Raw genomic sequence first — 19217 nt, 5'->3', positions numbered from 1 at the left:
CTACTCTATACTATAAATTTCCTGCGTCGATTAAACAATGTGACAAATCTGATGAATTTGTCATTAAAAATAGCCTTAAGCTCACATAATATGTTTAAATAAGAATAGTGAATTACATACTAAAGCTTTTTTGCGATGCAAAAGGCTGAAAAGGAGCCCGATGATGGAAATCAGCTATTTTTTACTCCCAAAAGCCGAAGTGGCCTATATCGAGTCTACCGCTTCCATGAAAGATGCTATTGAGCAGTTGGAATCGCACCACTACACCGCCATTCCCGTAATTGATCCGGATGGAAAATATGTTGCTACTCTGTCCGAAGGTGATCTGTTATGGAAAATGCGTAATACGCCTGGATTAACATTTGATAATATGGACCAAGTGCAGGTCGATGAGATTAGCCATCGTGTCTATAATGAGTGCGTGTACATCGAAGCAGAGATGGAGGATATGCTGACTCTTGCGGCAGACCAAAACTTTGTGCCCGTGGTGGATATAGATCGGGTCTTTCTTGGAATCATTCGTCGTAAGGATATCATTGAATATTACACCCGCAACATATCCGATTAATAAATCTCGGGTAGCATGGAAGTGCTACAGTGAGATTACGGTATCTGCAAAAGATCAACCAAAAAAAGGCGAGCCCATAGGCTCGTCTTTTTTATGTAATCATTCCACTAACGTAACAATTTCCACATTATGGACTTAAAATAAAAATGTTGCTAATTTCGCATGAAATAAATACAATAATCTTCACGATTCGACATATTTCGTCATTACCAGACTGTATTTAAACACCAAAACATGTCGTTTCCATCACATATAATGGATTAATACACAATTTCATTCATTTCTTTTGTTCAGAATTCGTTCAGAACGCTATTGTACGATAGACATATGGTTAGACTTGATGAACGTTGATTACTTTCACCAATTATAGAGAGAGGTATGCACCTTGAATCGTTTAAGCACACGCAAAAAAATGCTGGTTACCGCAACGGTGATCATGTCTTGTATTTACGTCATATGGCGTACCTTCTTCACCATTCCTTTCGGCCATGGCCCGCTTGCCGTGACCGCCGGTCTTGCCCTCCTGATTGTCGAACTCATTGGTATGTTTGAACTCGCTGTGCATTTTTATAACATGACCCGGCTTGAATATCCTGAACTTCCTGTCGTTGATGAGTCATTGTATCCTGACGTTGATGTTTTTATAGCTACATATAACGAACCTGCATCCTTGCTTTTCAAAACGATTAACGGCTGTCTCAATATGGATTACCCGGACCGCTCCAAAGTACATATCTACCTGTGTGACGACTCCAATCGTCCCGAGATGCGAGAACTGGCTGATCATATGGGGATTAACTATCTGACCCGGACAGAGCACATCCACGCCAAAGCTGGAAACTTGAACAACGCCATGAAACATACTTCCTCCCCTCTAATCGCCACGTTTGATGCCGATATGATTCCGAAGCATGATTTTCTGACGTCCTGCGTGCCTTATTTTCTGACAGGAGAAAAGATCGGCTTCGTGCAAACTCCGCAAAGCTTCTATAATCCCGATCAGTTTCAATACAATCTGTATTCCGAAGCTCGAATTCCGAATGAACAGGACTACTTCTATCGCGATGTGCAGGTCGGACGGAACAAGTCCAACTCCGTTATCTACGGCGGAACCAACACGGTACTTTCGAGGCAGGCACTCGAAGATGTGGGCGGTTTCTATACTGGTTCCATTACAGAGGATTTTGCCACTGGCATTGAAATGCAGAGCAAAGGGTATCGCTGTTTTGCCACCAATAAAGTACTTGCTTCCGGACTTGCTCCCGGTGATCTGAAAAGCCTGATCAAACAGCGCCAACGCTGGGCACGCGGATGTATTCAAACGGGCAGAAAAATGAATATCTTGTTCAAGCGCGGACTTACGTTTGCCCAAAGACTGAATTATATCTCTTCTATAACCTATTGGTATTCCGGTCTTAAACGAGTGCTGTATATCATGTCACCCATTCTGTTTGCTGTGTTCGGTGTGCTCGTGGTGAAGTGTACCATTTTGGAAATTCTCGTGTTCTGGCTGCCGATGTATCTATTAACGAATATGTGTCTGCGCATGTTGTCAGGTAATATTCGAACTACGAAATGGACGAATGTATACGAAACTATTCTTTTTCCTTCACTGCTACCTGCGGTCATTCTGGAAACACTGGGCATCACCATGAATAAATTTGCAGTGACTCGTAAAGACGGTGCTCATAACGATCGTAGCTACCAGCTCAAACAGATCATTCCACATCTGATCTTGGCTGTGCTCTCTATAATCGGCATCGTCAACTGCATTCACTGGACATTTAGTCAGGGCACCATTGGATTTCTCGTTGTTCTATACTGGCTGTTGATTAATTTCTACAACATTATGATGTCGATCTTTTTCCTGAGCGGACGTAAAGTGTTCCGCAACTATGAGCGTATTCTGGCTGCTGTGGACTGTACACTAACAACTGAAGGTGAAACGCTGTCCACGGTTACGCATGATATTTCGGAAGGCGGGATGGCCATCGTACTGGATACACCGAGATACATCCCGAGCGAAGCCGAATTTGCTGTACGTCTGGTAACGGATCATTATTCAAGCGAGTTTACAGCCAAGGTAACGCACGTAACTTCATTCGGTAATAAGTGGAAGTATGCATTCAAAGTGCACGAGATTACAGAACAGGATCAGCGTCAGTTGTTACATATTGTGTATGACCGCGAGCCTACGCTTCCGCAGAAGCTGGATAAAGATATCAGTACATTTGAGGACATCCGTCTGAATTTTGTAAAACGCGGACAAGTGGGCCTCATGTCCAACCGCAAGCTGGCACGCATTCCGCTGAACCATGAACTGGACACACCCGAATATGGAACCGTTATGCTGATGGACTTTAACTATGAATTTTTGCTTTTGAACATATCACGGCAGGAAATGGTCTATGAGCTTCGTTTGCCGCTTGCCGAGGGACTCGTTCTTGACTGTATGTGGGTGAAGTCGATGCGAAGCAAACATGGCATTCTGTACCAGATCAGAAATATTCAGGACATTGCCCGAAATGGACAAATGCCTGAACTGGAAGCTCTTTTGAAACAATGGAATGTGGCGTATACCGAGGCAGACAAACCGACACGCCCAGTACAGAATAAAAACTTCATCTCGAGTGATGAACTCGACGAGATGGCCTATTTATAACATGGAGGCAAAGAACGCATGAGTACCAAATGGCAGCAATGGCTGCTTGTCGCAGTCCTCACAGGTTTATCAAGCTTATACCTCATCACTGCTACTGCTTCGGCTCAGCCTGATCAGTTGCAGTGGAGCGAGAGTTCTATAAAGGTATGGAATAATGGAGCCAAAGTGCAGTCCAAGCTGAATCGTACCGGCAGCTTACAGATTAACACCTCGACACAGGAGCTACAAAAAGGCTATTACTCCGCCTATGTATATGAGCTGCAAAACAGAGATTGGTCGGGCTACAGCGAGTTAAGGTTTTCGATTCGCAGTGATTCCGATCAGACGCTGCCGCTAAACGTTGTCATCACACGAACGGATCAATCGGCACTGACGGTGGCGGATCAGCGCAATGTCATCCTCGTTCCCAAAGCAACCAAAGAGCCGAAGCTGGTTCATCCCGTAGATGGGTTGATAAGACTGGAGCCCGGGTTTGAGGGGGAGGTTCGTGTTCCCTTTTCCAGCCTCATGGTTCGAAATCATGCAGCTACGGTTGGCCGTGTCACACCAGAGAAAATGCTGAGCTGGGGCATCACAATGACCACGACTGAGAACGCACAGCTGAATTACCGCGTTGGAAATATCAAACTGGTACCTAGGAAAGAAGCTGTTGCAGAAAACCAATTATCTTCTGTAATGATCAAAGGTGATGAACGAGTCGTGAAACCAGTGGCCGGTGAATCGGTTGCAACGTATACCGTTAGTGGCCTGCAGGCGACAGCATCGAAAGCTTTGGAAACGCCAGAAGTAGAAGTGAATTTCCAGCTTGCTCATCCTGTACAGGGTGTAACCATCACATCGGATGGCCTACTAACCATTGGAACGGAAGCCGCAAAAGCCGAGGTGGTGACTGTTCGTGCGCTGGTGGACCAGAAGTGGAATCTCGATTATACCGTTAAACTTGATCGTTCCACGGCGATGCAGATGAAGGAAGCGGATGGAACACCGCGTTTCATCCCCTCGCCAGGCCAGGTTTCCAAAGTACTGAAACCTTCCACCGTATGGTTACAGCCATGGATGGAATGGATGATCCGAATCGGCCTTCTTCTGATTGGACTCGCGGTGGTTATTCCATATTGGCTGTGGCGCAAACTTCAGCACGGCTCACAAGCGGGGAAGCAACGTTCGATGAATCATCGCAGGTCCAAGCGGATATTTAAAATGTAGCTTTTTTATTTCATCATTAACATCATCAAGGAGGAAAGGCAGTGCTCTTTTCCAGTGTAGTCTTCTTATTTTATTTCTTGCCGCTTGTGCTCGGGCTGTATTATATATTGCGGTTTTCTGTGACGCTGAAAAATATGTTGTTGCTTGTGGCAAGCCTGTTCTTCTACGCATGGGGTGAACCACGCTTTGTGCTGGTTATGCTGGTCTCCATCGCACTGAATTACGTTTTCGCACTGCTCGTGGACAAGTACCGGGATCGGCGCACTGCCGCTTATACCGTTATCACCATGATGCTAGTTGCCAATCTGGGTATGCTGTTTGTTTATAAATACCTGGCGTTTGCCCTGCGCATTGTCAATGAAAGTACAGGCTTTGGCCTCAGCATTCCGCATATTGCGTTGCCGCTCGGCATTTCCTTTTTCACCTTCCATGCGATCTCCTACGTCATTGACGTGTACCGCGGACATGGAAATGTGCAGAAAAATCCGTTTTATGTCGCCCTCTATATTTCCTTCTTCCCTCAGCTTGTAGCTGGGCCCATTCTGCGTTACAACATGATTGCGGATCAGATGATGCATCGGAAGGAAAGCTGGGACAAGTTCGCGGTCGGCTGTTGCCGGTTTATTGTGGGTTTGAGTAAAAAAGTGCTGTTATCCAACAGCATGGCCATTGTGGCCGATCATGCATTCAGCATGGGCGGAACAGGCGATATCGCTTCAAGTCTGGCTTGGCTGGGAGCGATTGCCTATACATTGCAGATTTATTTCGACTTCTCAGGTTATTCGGATATGGCGATTGGACTCGCGCTTATGTTTGGTTTCAAGTTTGAAGAAAACTTCCGGTATCCGTATATCTCACGCTCCATCACCGAATTTTGGCGCCGCTGGCACATCTCGCTTGGCACCTGGTTCAAGGAATATGTTTACTTCCCGCTGGGAGGATCACGCGTTAGCAATAAAGATAAAATGATCCGCAATCTGCTGATTGTCTGGGGTCTGACGGGCATCTGGCACGGGGCAGAATGGACATTTGTCATCTGGGGTCTAATCAACTTCGCGTTCATTGCACTGGAGAAAATTTTCAACCTGGATAAGAGCACACGGTATGCTCCGCTCCGACATTTCTATGCCATGTTTATCGTAGTTATTGGATGGGTGATTTTCCGTTCACCAGACTTGTTACAGGCTGGCAACTACCTTGGCAATATGTTCGGACTGTATGGCAACGGGTTCTGGAGCGATACGACCTGGATGTTCATGAAAGAATACGCCCTTTTCTTCATTCTCGGCATTCTGTTCTCCACACCACTTGCCTTACGGATGAACAAATGGATGGTGGATGGTGTACGCTTCGGTAAACCGCTTGAACTGCTTTACCCGGTGACCATTATTGCTCTGTTCCTTGTGTGTGTATCCTACTTGGTCAAAGGAACATACAACCCGTTCATATATTTTAATTTCTGAGAGAAGGATTTCATATGCATAACTTTTTTGCCAAAAAGAGAATGACCGCCTTCCTCTTCATTCTTGTGCTCGCCACGTTCTCGATCTTGAATATGATTCATTCTTTCGAGCCCTTGAAAAAAACACTGGCGTCAGCGGACTACCGCTTCTCGAATGCCAAAGGTATCATCAACGAACTGGATGCAGATATTAATGAGCACGTTTTTGAAAAGTTTGGATTCGTGGAAGCCTACGGATACTTGCAGTCACTCATGTGGAAGAACGAAGAGAACAACTTCGAGGTCGTCAAAGATACGGAGGGTAAGCTTCACTATACGTATTTCGCCACGGGGCCAACGGATACGACAGAACTTTCTGATCGGGTTGCCGAGCTAGGGGCACAATTGGGGTCAAAAACCAAGCTTACGTATGTCATGACACCGGACAAATATGTACGTGGTTATACAACATTTCCGGAAGGCATCCCTTATAACTACAATAACGAAACGGCCGACGGTTTTCTGGATCATCTGAAGCAGAGCGGAATCGACACGCTGGATCTGCGCGAAGGATTATTGGAGAGTGGCATACCGGCGAAGGATTTGTTTTTCACAACCGATCATCACTGGAAAATCAAAACGGCCTTCTGGGCCTTCGGCCAGCTGGTTCAACATCTGGACGGGCTGTACCATAAGCCGCTCGATCCCGAGCATTATTTTACAGACATGAATAACTACAATGTAATCCCTTATAAGGATTTCTTTATCGGCTCACAAGGCCGCAAAACCGGGAAATTGTACGCCGGTGATGATGATTTTGATCTGATTTATCCTAAATTCAAAACCAACTATTCTTTTTATTTTAAAACAGGTGAGACGGAAGCTACCTTAAATGGTCGATTTGAGGATGCGTTGCTTACGACATATCCCCTGAATGTGAAGGGTGCTCCCTACGACCTGACAGCGGACAAATACTTTACGTATCTGTATGGCAATCAGGGTATCGTACATGTGACGAATAAAGACAATCCAAGCGGACTCAAGGTCATGTTTATCAAGGACTCCCTCGCCGTACCTATGATTTCTTTTCTCTCGACGGTTGTCTCCGATGTGTATCTGATTGATCCAAGATATTATACGGGTGACATTATAGATTTTGCGAAAAAGACCGACCTGGATCATGTCTTCGTATCGATCTCACCTCAAGATCTCGTCGATGAGTTTTTCCCTTACGGGAAGAAGAACGTAGAAGGCCCATTCAACAGCTCTAAGTAAAATATCGTTCATCAAATTGGAACATGCAAAAGGGTACTGCCTTGGCCTTCATAGCCACGGGAGTACCCTTTTACTGTTACAGTGTGGTCACTTCCGCCAAACCGAAATACCACTCCAGAAAGGCATTGAAATCCGCCCATTGCGGCTTGCTCTCTCCATTCAGGAAACGTTCGATGGACTCCCCCAGTTCAACCAGCACAACCTCGTCGGTCTGGCGATTATAGAAAAATCCACCTTCCCCTTCAAAGCTATCCAGCGGAATATATGCCTCTGGTAACCCCAGTGTAAGTTGCGATATATGCATATCCTGCAGATATACGGTATTCTCGATCACCCAGCAGATCTGGTAGAGCTCCTGATGCCGACTATAGAATGTCGGTCCATCCTCTGCATGAAGGTAGAATTGTGCAAAATCCGAGTTCAGATCCATGTCCAGCTTACGCAATGCTTCCTCATATTCAGCTGGCACATCTTCATGCCACCAGCCTTTTACGCGGCAATGTTCAATGACTTTAGTGGATAACATCAAAAGCCCCCTAATCCATGTTATACGTCGTTTAATATTACATTCTGACCCCAACGTTTTTCTATTTAGAGAGTAGCACGATTGTAGAGGACTGCACAAATGGGAGAGTTGGAGTTAAGGATAAAGCTTTAGATCCTGAAAACATATTGGTGAAACTTTCCTCCTGCATCTCCGTCTAAATAAAGGAATACACCTCCAAGGAGATGACTATGCGAATAAGTTGCAACCCCGGTTTTCCCGGCAGTATGATCGGTTCCATTGATCTGAGACCAACCAAGCATAACCAGCCCCCGTCCACGACAAGTCAAATTTCACAGTATGTTGATTCTGGACTGATTTCTATTCCCTATGTGACCGATCCGGAATTTGGATCACACTTTGATATGATGAAGATTATGAAAGGTACATATCAGGAAGAGTTCCACGAAAGCTACGATGTTGAATTTACGATCGATGTGGATCAAAAAGGTTATATTACACAGTTTGAGCATACCTTCCCACTGGAACGTTACATCGATCTGATTCGAACCCAGTCGTACCGGGTCATTCAGACGAACTGGCGTGGCCAGTCCTTTCATGTGATGACCTACAGTTATACGGAAGAGGTTATTAACCCGAACAATGTGATTTTCCGCTGTACGAATGCAGAAGATGTCTTCGTTGTGGCCGAGCTTGTCCCTTTTCGAGCAGGTGGCGTTGTGGAGCAGCCGAACAATCTGCATCTTCACTTCCGCGCATTGATATCAGCACGAGATGACCTATATCCCATTGATTATATGTGTCAGCCGGATTTCGACTTAAATCTGGAATGAACGAGTTGGATATGAGCGATATGAAAGAGGAGCATACGTTATCCTGCATCTAAGGATAGCCTGTGTTCTTTTTTTAATCCTTTCATTCTGGATTCACCCTAAGCAAAATCAACGAAACAGACGATAACATATATACATAAAGTTACTATACATAAAGTTACATTTGCGTATCCCTTTGGGTGTGCACTGAAGATGAGAGGAGTTTTAAAGGTTTATGATGGGTACAAAAATGAAAATCAGCTCACTGCTTGCACTGCCACTCGCTGGCCTGTTATTGCTTCTGGGCGGAACACAGACCGCTCATGCAGAACAGATCGATAGCTTGCTTCCCGAGCGTAGTCAGCAAGAAATCGACCAAAAGTGGAATGAGTGGATGAGGGTTGATCAAACGCTCCCTATGTTTACTGAATCACCTTCTACCGCTTTCCCTTATTCTGCCGGACTGCTCAATGAGAGATATCTGGAGCAAGGTCTGAATGCTGCCAACTTCTATCGCTTTATCGCAGGCATGTCTGGAGACCTGGTACTCGATCCGGCTTTGAATATGCAAGCCCAGCACGGAGCTGTTGTTGTCTCCACCGGAGGGCAGCTTAGCCATTCCCCTGAACAACCGGCAGATATGCCGAAGGATTTTTTTGATAAAGGCTATACCTCAGCTTCCTCATCTAACCTGCATGTCACCAGCAATGACAAATTCAATGTACTGGCTGGAAGCATCAAGGGCTACATGAATGACTCGCATGCATCCAATATTGATCGGGTAGGTCATCGCCGCTGGATTTTAAGCCCGAAGTTACAACGAATCGGATTTGGACTGGCTGCCCATCAAGAGGAAGAACAAACTCGTTATTATAGTGCCATGCAGGTTTTTGACAAAAGCAGAACTCAGGTGACACCGTATAACTACAGCCTGTTTCCCAACCAAGGTGACTTTCCCATTGAAGCCTTCGGCGCACTTCAAGCCTGGTCCGTTCAATTAAATAATGACGTGTTCGCAAAACCTGAATTGGAAAAGGTTCACGTCGAAATGATCCGAACCTCTGATCAGCGGAAATGGACGTTTAACCAGCAAGAGAACACGGAATTCCCTTTCCCTTTCGAATACTACAATGTAGACCCCTCAAACAAACGCTGGTTTGAGCAGGCCTATTTTAATGTCGAGACATCCAATTTCGGCGATAACAGCGCTATTATTTTTCGTCCTGACGATGTGCAGTTGTTGAAAAACGGTGATACCTTCCAAGTACATATTACAGGTCTGCAAAAGAAAGACGGCTCTCCCGCTGAAATCTCCTATACGACACATTTCTTCCATGTAGACGGCGGGCAGGATCCGACTTTAACCAAGATTACACCTGTAAAATCAAATCTAACTTTGCGAGTAGGAGACACTGTAGACACCCCCTCCGTAACAGCGATTCTCGGGGATGGAACGTTATACTCTCCATTTTCCAACCTGACCTACACAACATCTTCGGATAAGATCGCGATCCGGAATGGCAAAATTGTCGGAACAAAGGTCGGTAAAACCGATTTGCGAATCCGTTTTGCCGGGAAAGAAACGGTTGTCACGGTCATAGTTAAAAAAATGCTCCATTATACAGATATTCAGAATCATTGGGCCCAGAATGATATACTGTGGGCTATTCAGCAAAATATGGTTACCGGGTATGAAAACGACACCTTCAGGCCCAATGCTCAGGTGAGCGAAGCCGAGTTTCTTTCCATGCTGTTTAATATGTATGCCAACTCCAAATACCTACGGTATATGGATAAGACCGATGCTCCGGGTGCGAACTGGAGTGATCGTTACTATACCTATGCATCCAGACTCAATCTTCCTCTAGAGGCCAGCATTCGAAACCCTAAGCTACGCAATCATGCGCTGAATAGAACAGAGGTTGCTATTATTGTCGCCAGTCTTGGCGGTAGAAACTATGTTAACGATGAGGACAATATTCAGTATTTGCTGAACATGGGGTACTCCTCTGGCAAAACATCAGCCACTGTCGAAGGTTATGCAGGTAAGGAGTTATTTACTCGCGCAGAAGCTGTTGTGTTTCTGAGGAACTTGAAGGGAAAAGGATTTCAGCCTTGGGGTAGACCTGAACAAGTCACCGCAACAGGCGACAATGAGAAACAAGGGAACCTCCCGGATGGTACAGTTCAGGCCGAATATACGGTTGATCACATCTTGACTTTGCGAGGTACGTTTAAAGCCTATGCCGGTCACACCATTCCGATTGATATCAACGGACCAGCACCAGAGGTACTGCCTATTCAGACCGAAAACGTAACGCTGGATGCAGACGGAAGCTTCAAACTGACGGTCAAGGTAAATGAACAAAACACCAAACATCTTAACCTGTACTTGAATGTAAAAGAAGATTACGCCTACTTTATTCGTGTAGAGGAAGGAAAAATGGCCATTAACGAATACACGGAGAATTAAGAACGTTAAGAACAGCATCGTTAAACCAGCATTAGACTTCGGGTTCCGGTTAAACTGAAACAGCACCTTACGAACAAGCAAGCATGGGAGATCGTTATCCGGCTTGTACGTTTCGAGAGGTGCTTTTTTCATGGAATCAACGGTTCATTTACGCATAACTTCATCCAATGGTACAAAAGGTTCATTTTATTAGAATCAACTAACTAATACATCCTCTACTGTCGATAAAAAACAATGAAAGTATATTATTTACATTTTAGAAGTAGAAGGAGATTAGAAGATGTTTATTCGGAAAAAGGTTATTCGCACACTGCTTACGCTTCCTCTAGCTGGTCTAATGTTCGTACTACTCGGTGCACAGCAGACCTTAGCTGCCCCCGTCGACAGCTTGTTGCCGGAGCGAAGTCAGCAAGAAATTAATCAAAAATGGACGCAATGGATGTCCAACAAGGATCAACCCGCTACATATATCCAAACCCCTTCCACCACAGTACCTTATGTTGCTGGCGTATTAAGTGAATCTTCTCTGCAACAGGCACTAAATGCGGCCAACTTCTATCGTTTCCTTTCGGGACTGGAAGGCGATCTTGTGCTGGATGCTACGCTTAACGTTCAGGCTCAACACGGTGCAGTTCTTGTCTCTACCGGTCCTCTAAGCCATTTTCCGGCTCGACCTGCCGATATGCCAAAAGATTTTTTTGACTTGGGTGCCAAATCAGCCTCCAGTTCCAATTTATATGCTTCCTATGGCGCTGCCGGCAATCTGGCTGTTAAAAGTGTGGAAGCGTATATGGACGACTCCGACGCAAGTAACATTGGCGCACTAGGTCACCGTCGCTGGATTCTGAGTCCGCAGTTGAAAAAAGTCGGCTTCGGAATCGCATCCCGGGACAACAAAAATTATGCAAGTCATTTTAGCACCATGCAGGTGATGGATACCAGTCGGGCAGGAAAGCTGCGCTACAATTACAACCTGTATCCAAACAAAGGTGCGTTTCCGATTGAAGCTTTCAATGTGTCGCAGGCCTGGTCTGCACAGTTGAACCCGGATGTGTTTGCAAAACCTTCAGATTCGGAGGTTCAGGTAGAACTTACACGAACGTCGGATCAGAAAACCTGGAATTTCGGTGGGAAAACTCCTGCCAGCAGTGATCCTGCCAAAGCGTTTTTCAACGTCAATACCGATGGATATGGATATAGCTATGCTATCATCTTCCGTCCGGATAACTTAAACGCATTGAAGGATGGAGATACGTTTACCGTTCGAATTACCGGATTGAAGAAAAAAGATGGTTCCAACGCAGACATCGTTTATCAAACTCAATTTTTCACGGTTAGTCCCTCCGCAGAGGAACCTGTGACCGATCCAGAGAATCCTGGAACGCAGCCCCAAGATCCCGGAACACAGCCTGAAGAACCGGATACCGGTAATGAGGTAATTCTTGATGATCGTCATGTACAATTCGAATATACAGCGGAGCGCACCTTGAACGTACGAGGAACACTTACAGCATATGCGGGTCAAACGTTCTCCTTTCAGATTCATGGACCGTCACCAGAAGAAAAACATATCCGTACGGAAACCGTCACAGTGGGTGCAGATGGCCGTTTCAATCTAACGGTTCGCAGTCTCGGTGTGTCTGATCTGAACATCTACCTACAGGTGAGTCCCTACTTTATGTATCTGATCCCTGCGGCCGGCAACTCTGATGTTACCTATTATTTTGAGTAGAAAAAGTCCACATTCTCCTTCACTCTGAATTCAACAATCTGGCGAATTAGTTCCTCCGGCAATGGCTCATCAAGTGGGAACTGAACGGAACCCTTCGCGCCCTTAAACCTGGAGAGTTGTTCCTTGAAGGCCAGAATACCACTGGGTGCAGGATAGAACCCAATATGTTTTGTGTATGCGGCAAAATGAACCAGATTCCCATGCTGCGCATATGTAGGCATTTTGTAACTAATCTTTTCTTCAGCGAGCGGAGCCGCTTCCTGAATGATCTGCCGTAACCTCTGTAATTTTAGTTGCACATCTGCTGGAAATGCAGCAATATATTCATTCACTAGTTCCGAGTGCTGTCCGTTTTGATCCATCTTGTGCTCCTTCCACCACGTATGTTTCAGTGTCGTTCGCGGCGAGTAATATTGGCTCTATTGTACTACATCAGATCATATTCTTCTGCTGAAGTTGAAAAGATTCTAACAAAAAAGGACACTCGTCTGAGTGTCTTTATACTACAACGTCATGGCCCTTCCATTACGCATCAGATAATCTTCTTTGTCCTTGTAATCCGGCATAATACTACCTACCCGCCGCCAGAACGAGCGATCATGATTCATATGATGAATATGGCACAGCTCATGGATGATAACGTAATCAATGACCTCTGGTGGCGCCATGGCAAGGCGGTAATTAAACGTCAACTTTTTGTCCCAGCTACAGCTCCCCCATTTCGTAGGAGAATCTACGATATCAATAGACTTCGGCTTCACCTTCAGTTCCTGCTGATAACGTATAATTCGCTGCCCAATCATGCGTTTGCATTCTGCAAAATAAAACTTTTTCAAATTCGCACGCAGTTCTTCTTCTGTTAACCCCTCCACCGGAATTAATTGATGCAAGGCATGGGCTTTGCCAAAGAGCAAGAATGCCCCCTTGCCCTCATTCTCATATTCCTTGGCCTGGGGACCATCCAGCACTTGCTGCATGCGAGCTGATTTTTGTACAATTACGGCTCCATGCTGCATAACCAGTTGCCGGATCACTTCCTCATTCGTGCCATTGGGAGCCTTAATGGTGACCATGTAAGGCAGATCCATAGTGATGGATGCCTTTTTTCGTTTGCCTAATTCGATATGACATGTAATCATATGTCCCTGAATCTCTATGTTAATCATTTGGTGTACTCCATTTCCACAATTTAAGCACTCTGTTGATACATATTTCCAACTGTAAGTTCCATTTATCCTTATATTATTATAGCATTCCAAACTGTCCTGCAAATGGTATACTCCTCTCAAATGTGTAACACCCGAAGGATTTTAATTGAATTTTTATACAAAAATTTGTATTATTATTTAATTGGAGTCATTCATCGTTTATAGAAAACGTTAGGAGGAGGATCAAAAATGTACGCAACAGAGCATAAACATCGTCTGATTGAAGAAATGACACTCAACCACTGGCAGCCTTTATCCACCTCCCTGTATGACGGTTGGGTGCTACGTTTTGCGAAAGGATATTCAAAACGCGCCAACTCCGTTCAACCGATCTATCCTTCTACTCTGGATGTGCATGAAAAGATCAAGACATGTGAAAATATCTACAGTTCCAGCCAGTTAAATACCATTTTTAAGATGACACCGTTTGTTCAGCCCAAAGAATTGGATCAGCTTTTACAAGATAAAGGTTATATCGTTGTGGACAAAACGCTCGTACAGCTTCGAGAACTGATGGATCTGAAATCTCCTGAACATTTGGAGGTACGCATCAATGAGCAGTTAACGGAGGAATGGTTAGATCATTTTTGCCGTTTAAATGCAACCAGTGAAGAGTTTCGGGGAACCATGACACAGATGTTATTCAATATCCGAGCAATAACGGGATTCATCACCCTGTCTGTTGACGGCTATGTAGTGGCTTGTGGGCTGGGTGTGGTTGAACGTGGATTCATTGGACTGCATGACATCATTACAGATCCGGACTACCGTAACCGCGGTCTGGCGGAGCAGATGATTTTGCATTTGTTGCATTGGGGAAAAAGCCATGGTGCTACTTCAAGCTATCTGCAAGTGGTCGAGGGCAATGCGGCCGCACGGAGACTATATGCAAAATTGGGATATACCGACGCCTATTCGTATTGGTACCGGGTTAAGAATTATACATAGTCAAACAGGCCAAAGCAGAGCGACTCTGCCTTGGCCTGTTTATTTGAAATCTTCATCGAATGGATTGACATCCAATTCAAATAATGAAGTTATCTCTCGAAATTATCTCTATATCAATATATAGCGTTCACCCTATTATGGACTAACCGTACCACCATTGGCATTCAATGTCTCTCCGCTCACATAACTGGATTCCTGACTCGCCAGGAATACGTATGCCGGAGCCATCTCAGCAGGCTGCCCTGCCCGGCCTAGCGGTGTGTTGTTGCCGAATTCAGCCAGTTTCTCTACAGGTTGTCCACCAACAATCTGTAGCGGTGTCCAAACTGGACCTGGCGCAACGACATTCACCCGAATACCTTTGCTCCCTACCTGCTGTGCGAGCGCTTTGCTGAACGTATTGATCGATGCTTTTGTTGTTGCATAATCCAGCAAAATCGGAGATGGTTTATACGCCTGAATCGACGAAGTGTTAATGATCGAACCGCCTGCTTTCATATGTTTGACTGCTGCTTTATTGAGCCAGAACAGGGAATAGACATTCGTTTTAAACGTCGCATCGAACTGTTCCGTTGTCAGGTCTTCGATCTGCTCGACAAACTGCTGTTTGCCAGCCACATTAGCCAGAATATCGATGCCGCCTAGTTCTTTGACTGCCGTTTCAATCAACTGTTCACAGTATTTCTCATCCTTCAGATCACCTGGAACAGCAATGGCTCTGCTGCCCGCTTCCTCGATCAGTTGCACCACTTCCTTGGCGTCCGCTTCCTCTTCCGGCAGATAGGAGAGTACAATGTCCGCACCTTCACGCGCATAGGCAATCGCCACCGCCCGGCCGATCCCGCTATCTGCACCGGTAATGACCGCTTTACGGCCAGTAAGACGTCCGCTGCCTTTATACGTTTTTTCACCGCAATCTGGAACAGGAGTCATCTCACGCTGCAATCCCGGTTCATCCTGCTGTTGCTTCCACTCCTTCGTTGCCTTCGGGTATTGTGTCGTTGGATCTTGAATCGAATGCTGATCTTGCTTAGCCATGTTTGGTTCCTCCTCAGTTCGTATTTATGTTGTGAATATCGTTTGTGTAAAGGTATACTCTTTCCTTTGTAACCCAGTTGCCCGGTATTTAAACTAAAAAAACACTCCTTCAACATCCGGGACTCTTCGCGAGTCACCGAATATGTTGAAGGAGTGCATCATATCTGTTGCTACACAGGTAGCTTATCATTGGTTAAACGGATTACAGTACAGATGTGATCATTGTTTATTTGGAATCGTTAGCTTTGGACTGACGCCCGCCGATGCCGAATACATAATAACCAACCACTACAATCGCCATAAACGTTGCACCCACAATCAGCGGCAGACGTGTATCCGGGTTAAAGGCCATACCGATAATGACCAGAATCAGATACACAATAATAATGTAATTGCTGATGGGGAACCATTTCGACTTGAAGTTATGCTCGGCAAGATCCTGCCCCCAACGCTTTCTGAATCTGAACTGACTGAACGCCAGTGCGAACCAAGGCACCATGCCTGGCAATACGCTTGCGCTGTAAATATACAGAAACAGCTTCGAATCCGGCATCAGATAGTTAAGTACAACCCCGATCAGAAGAAGAGAGATGGTCACTACGATACTGTTGCGGGGAACCCCGCCCTTGGACAGCTTTTTGAAAAAGGCTGGTGCTTGTCCGTTCTCTGCCAGTGTGTACAACATCCGTCCTGCGCTGTATATCCCGCTGTTACATCCCGACATTGCCGCAGTTAACACTACGAAGTTGATGATACCTGCCGCTGCAACAATGCCGACTTTGGCAAAGGTGAGCACGAATGGACTTCCAGTCTCCCCTACTTCGTTCCACGGATACAACGTAACGATCACAAATATCGCACCTACGTAGAAAATGAGAATACGCCACACAATATTTTTTATCGCTTTGCGCAGTGTATGTTTCGGATTTTCTGCTTCTCCGGCCGTAATTCCGACCATTTCAACGCCCTGATAAGCAGCTGTTACGATACACAGCGCAAAAAGAAAACCTTTGATGCCTCCAGGGAAGAAGCCTCCATGACTAATCAGATTGGACAAACCAATCGGCTGCCCACCATTCCCCCATCCGAAGAATATAAGTCCTGTTCCGATGACAATCATCGCCACAATTGCGGTTACTTTGATCATCGCAAACCAGAACTCGAATTCGCCATAAAACTTGACGGCCGCCAGATTGGCTGCCGCAATAATGAGCACACCTGCCAGTGCTGGAATCCACTGCGGAATATACGGGAACCAATATCCAACGTAAATCCCGATCGCCGTAACTTCCGCCATGCCCACCGTAACCCAAAGGAACCAATAGCTCCAGGCCGTGAGGAACCCGGCAAGCGGACCAATATATTTGTGAGCAAATGTTGCAAACGAACCGGTCACCGGCTCCTGAATCAACATCTCCCCCATAATACGCATGACAAAAAAGATAATAATCCCGGCCAGCAAATAGGCCAGTAGCACGGACGGACCTGCCCATTTGATCGTGCTTGCCGATCCCATGAACAACCCCACGCCAATCGTACCACCGAGCGCAATCAGCTCAACATGGCGGGGTTTCAGCCCTCTCGATAGTTCCTTTGATTCCAAGTGATTCTCCCCTTTTCTTAAATACAGCTTCCAATTGTCATTTCATACTTCAATCCGCTCACATTAACGCAATGCAGAATTACTTCATCAAATTGTACGAGATGTGAAGCAGAAATACAATATGGATTATGAGGAAGTAAGAGTTTTATTAATAAAGTTATTTCTATTTCTGTCACTTCATCTGACTGTATGTATGCCATTCATAATTCGAATAATAATAATTATCGTCTTAGGAATAATAAAGAGAAAATCACTTAAACTGATCCTTACCAAGTAGACAGTTTCAAAAAAGGTTCATTAAAAGTACCTTAGCTTAAATGGGCGTGCTAAGGTATCATTCGTGTTATCACAGGAACGAATTAAGAAGAAGATATTCGTTCTATAATATTTTTAATTAACTCTGTCTCTTTTTCTATAACTCCTTCATGAAAAGCTTTCAATTTATCCAAAATTTTCAAATCAAAATTCAAATTATATTTAATCGCCATATTCCTAGCAATGTAACTCTTCTTTTCAATCTCAATCAGTTTGAATCTTAGTTGTTCACAACTAGTCATCAATGATTTTTCAGTCATATAATTTACTAATTCTTTGATTACTGTTTTATGATTAAGTAAAGCTTGGTACCTTCTGATATCTAAGGATTTTTTCTCATTTATTATTATATTCATGTCTTCAGCAAAAAAGGTATGAATATTTACTCCATATATAAACATTTCATTGTTTTTGTACTCATGCCAGTGCCAATCGTATTTAAACCCATTGTAATAATAATAATTTTCATAGGATTCAGTAATAATTCCATAATTAGAACTATCCTCACCATTGACATATTCCATTAACTTTTTAGAAACCTCAGTTATATTTAATGATACATCAACATGTTTTTTTACTCTTATCCTTAATGCCATTTTCATATCAACAGTCTCTACAATTCTTCGGGCAGTGACTAACTCATCGAACCCGACTTCAATACTCATATACTTTCCAAAATTAAAATTATCAGCTACAAAAAAAACCCTCCTACTTAAATCATATCCATAAATAATAGAAGCGTGAGTTCTATGATACATTCCATACACATCAGAATTTTTAATAAAATAATGATCTAAGTGTATTATAATATAATAACTTTGATCTATACTCTGAAGTACAAAGTGACATATCTCCTCAGAGGCAACTTCTTTTGTTACATCCTCTTGATCTAAAATTTCATTATTGCGGTACTCCGCAAGATACTTTTTACCTTCGATATACTTTACGTTACATCTGTAGTAATCAAAGTATTCTCCATCGCAAAAGTCCAAATATTGGTTATCCTTACAGTATGTTAATCTAAGAAATCTCTGATATATCCACGGTATTAGATGAAAATAATTAGAAATAATGGAAACAAGATTTGCATGATCACTATAGGTATTAATTATAGGATTAGGATTGAAAGGTAATTTTATTTCCACTAATCTCACCCTCCTTAACAAAAGCTTTAGATTCAATATAATCTAACAGACACAAACTTCAAATAAAGATCAACTTGTTTACGAACAATATCGTGGTAAAAGAAAGCCGTCTACCTGTTAAAATGTTTGCACTCATACAAACAACTGTAAAGGTGACGACTTCTTCGAAATCCAACATAATTGTATTGATTCTAGATTAACCTTAGGCGCTAAGAAAAGTTTAATAGTTAGGTGGTATGGATAAGCTTTCAGGAAAATAATGTGTATCAATGCTATCGACATTTTC

15 protein-coding genes are annotated in these 19217 nt (G+C 44.2%); 9 read left to right on the top strand and 6 right to left on the bottom strand.

Annotation, left to right across the window (positions count from 1 at the left end; genetic code table 11):
- The first annotated feature begins 163 nt into the window (after positions 1-163).
- From M3629_RS23810 to M3629_RS23790, 5 genes are all read left to right on the top strand, one after another.
- Positions 164-568, top strand: coding sequence for a CBS domain-containing protein (locus M3629_RS23810; protein WP_090923108.1), 405 nt, complete (start codon positions 164-166; stop codon positions 566-568).
- 385 nt (positions 569-953) lie between these two features.
- Positions 954-3230, top strand: coding sequence for a glycosyltransferase (locus M3629_RS23805; protein ID WP_251510894.1), 2277 nt, complete (start codon positions 954-956; stop codon positions 3228-3230).
- 18 nt (positions 3231-3248) lie between these two features.
- On the top strand, positions 3249-4436 hold the full coding sequence (locus M3629_RS23800; RefSeq protein WP_251510892.1) for a hypothetical protein: 1188 nt from the start codon (positions 3249-3251) through the stop codon (positions 4434-4436).
- A gap of 41 nt (positions 4437-4477) precedes the next feature.
- Entirely contained in the window at positions 4478-5899 is a 1422-nt protein-coding gene (locus M3629_RS23795; RefSeq protein ID WP_251510890.1) for an MBOAT family O-acyltransferase, read from the top strand.
- Positions 5900-5913: 14 nt separating this feature from the next.
- Positions 5914-7152 (top strand): alginate O-acetyltransferase AlgX-related protein, encoded by a 1239-nt coding sequence (locus M3629_RS23790; protein ID WP_251510889.1) that lies wholly within the window; start codon positions 5914-5916, stop codon positions 7150-7152.
- Between the two features lie 76 nt (positions 7153-7228).
- On the opposite strand, the gene M3629_RS23785 is transcribed toward M3629_RS23790, so the two are convergent.
- Complete coding sequence (locus M3629_RS23785; RefSeq protein WP_154891686.1) at positions 7229-7678, bottom strand: hypothetical protein; 450 nt, start codon at positions 7676-7678, stop codon at positions 7229-7231.
- 209 nt (positions 7679-7887) lie between these two features.
- Here M3629_RS23785 and M3629_RS23780 point away from each other — a divergent pair, with 209 nt between their 5' ends.
- From M3629_RS23780 to M3629_RS23770, 3 genes are all read left to right on the top strand, one after another.
- Positions 7888-8490, top strand: coding sequence for a hypothetical protein (locus M3629_RS23780; RefSeq protein ID WP_251510887.1), 603 nt, complete (start codon positions 7888-7890; stop codon positions 8488-8490).
- 214 nt (positions 8491-8704) lie between these two features.
- Positions 8705-10942: an S-layer homology domain-containing protein gene (locus M3629_RS23775; RefSeq protein ID WP_251510885.1), complete on the top strand. Its 2238-nt coding sequence runs from the start codon at positions 8705-8707 to the stop codon at positions 10940-10942.
- A gap of 280 nt (positions 10943-11222) precedes the next feature.
- Positions 11223-12674, top strand: a complete 1452-nt coding sequence (locus M3629_RS23770) for a CAP domain-containing protein (protein WP_251510883.1) — start codon at positions 11223-11225, stop codon at positions 12672-12674.
- On the opposite strand, the gene M3629_RS23765 is transcribed toward M3629_RS23770, so the two are convergent.
- Both M3629_RS23765 and M3629_RS23760 read right to left on the bottom strand, forming a co-directional pair.
- Complete coding sequence (locus M3629_RS23765) at positions 12662-13036, bottom strand: iron chaperone (RefSeq protein ID WP_251510881.1); 375 nt, start codon at positions 13034-13036, stop codon at positions 12662-12664. The genes M3629_RS23770 and M3629_RS23765 overlap by 13 nt on opposite strands.
- A 141-nt stretch (positions 13037-13177) precedes the next feature.
- Positions 13178-13837 (bottom strand): M48 family metallopeptidase, encoded by a 660-nt coding sequence (locus M3629_RS23760; RefSeq protein ID WP_435368263.1) that lies wholly within the window; start codon positions 13835-13837, stop codon positions 13178-13180.
- Positions 13838-14071: 234 nt separating this feature from the next.
- On the opposite strand from M3629_RS23760, the gene M3629_RS23755 reads away from it, so the two are divergent.
- Positions 14072-14830, top strand: coding sequence for a GNAT family N-acetyltransferase (locus tag M3629_RS23755; protein ID WP_251510878.1), 759 nt, complete (start codon positions 14072-14074; stop codon positions 14828-14830).
- Between the two features lie 135 nt (positions 14831-14965).
- Here the strand turns inward: M3629_RS23755 and M3629_RS23750 are convergent, their stop codons facing one another.
- The 3 genes from M3629_RS23750 to M3629_RS23740 form a co-directional block, all read right to left on the bottom strand.
- Positions 14966-15868: an SDR family oxidoreductase gene (locus M3629_RS23750; protein WP_251510876.1), complete on the bottom strand. Its 903-nt coding sequence runs from the start codon at positions 15866-15868 to the stop codon at positions 14966-14968.
- Between the two features lie 226 nt (positions 15869-16094).
- Positions 16095-17471, bottom strand: coding sequence for an amino acid permease (locus M3629_RS23745; protein WP_251510875.1), 1377 nt, complete (start codon positions 17469-17471; stop codon positions 16095-16097).
- 359 nt (positions 17472-17830) lie between these two features.
- Positions 17831-18931: a hypothetical protein gene (locus tag M3629_RS23740; protein WP_251510873.1), complete on the bottom strand. Its 1101-nt coding sequence runs from the start codon at positions 18929-18931 to the stop codon at positions 17831-17833.
- Positions 18932-19217: the final 286 nt, after the last annotated feature.

The organism is Paenibacillus polysaccharolyticus (assembly GCF_023714295.1).
Classification (GTDB): domain Bacteria; phylum Bacillota; class Bacilli; order Paenibacillales; family Paenibacillaceae; genus Paenibacillus; species Paenibacillus polysaccharolyticus_A.
Note: the sequence above shows the minus strand (reverse complement) of the source record. Positions and strands in the feature narration are given on the sequence as shown.

What these genes read in the sequence shown, in the direction of transcription:
- M3629_RS23785 (WP_154891686.1), bottom strand. Translation starts at nt 7,678, where the DNA reads ATGTTATCCACTAAAGTCATTGAACATTGCCGCGTAAAAGGCTGGTGG.
- M3629_RS23800 (WP_251510892.1), top strand. Translation starts at nt 3,249, where the DNA reads ATGAGTACCAAATGGCAGCAATGGCTGCTTGTCGCAGTCCTCACAGGT.
- M3629_RS23765 (WP_251510881.1), bottom strand. Translation starts at nt 13,036, where the DNA reads ATGGATCAAAACGGACAGCACTCGGAACTAGTGAATGAATATATTGCT.
- M3629_RS23755 (WP_251510878.1), top strand. Translation starts at nt 14,072, where the DNA reads ATGTACGCAACAGAGCATAAACATCGTCTGATTGAAGAAATGACACTC.
- M3629_RS23790 (WP_251510889.1), top strand. Translation starts at nt 5,914, where the DNA reads ATGCATAACTTTTTTGCCAAAAAGAGAATGACCGCCTTCCTCTTCATT.
- M3629_RS23770 (WP_251510883.1), top strand. Translation starts at nt 11,223, where the DNA reads ATGTTTATTCGGAAAAAGGTTATTCGCACACTGCTTACGCTTCCTCTA.
- M3629_RS23775 (WP_251510885.1), top strand. Translation starts at nt 8,705, where the DNA reads ATGATGGGTACAAAAATGAAAATCAGCTCACTGCTTGCACTGCCACTC.
- M3629_RS23810 (WP_090923108.1), top strand. Translation starts at nt 164, where the DNA reads ATGGAAATCAGCTATTTTTTACTCCCAAAAGCCGAAGTGGCCTATATC.
- M3629_RS23780 (WP_251510887.1), top strand. Translation starts at nt 7,888, where the DNA reads ATGCGAATAAGTTGCAACCCCGGTTTTCCCGGCAGTATGATCGGTTCC.
- M3629_RS23750 (WP_251510876.1), bottom strand. Translation starts at nt 15,868, where the DNA reads ATGGCTAAGCAAGATCAGCATTCGATTCAAGATCCAACGACACAATAC.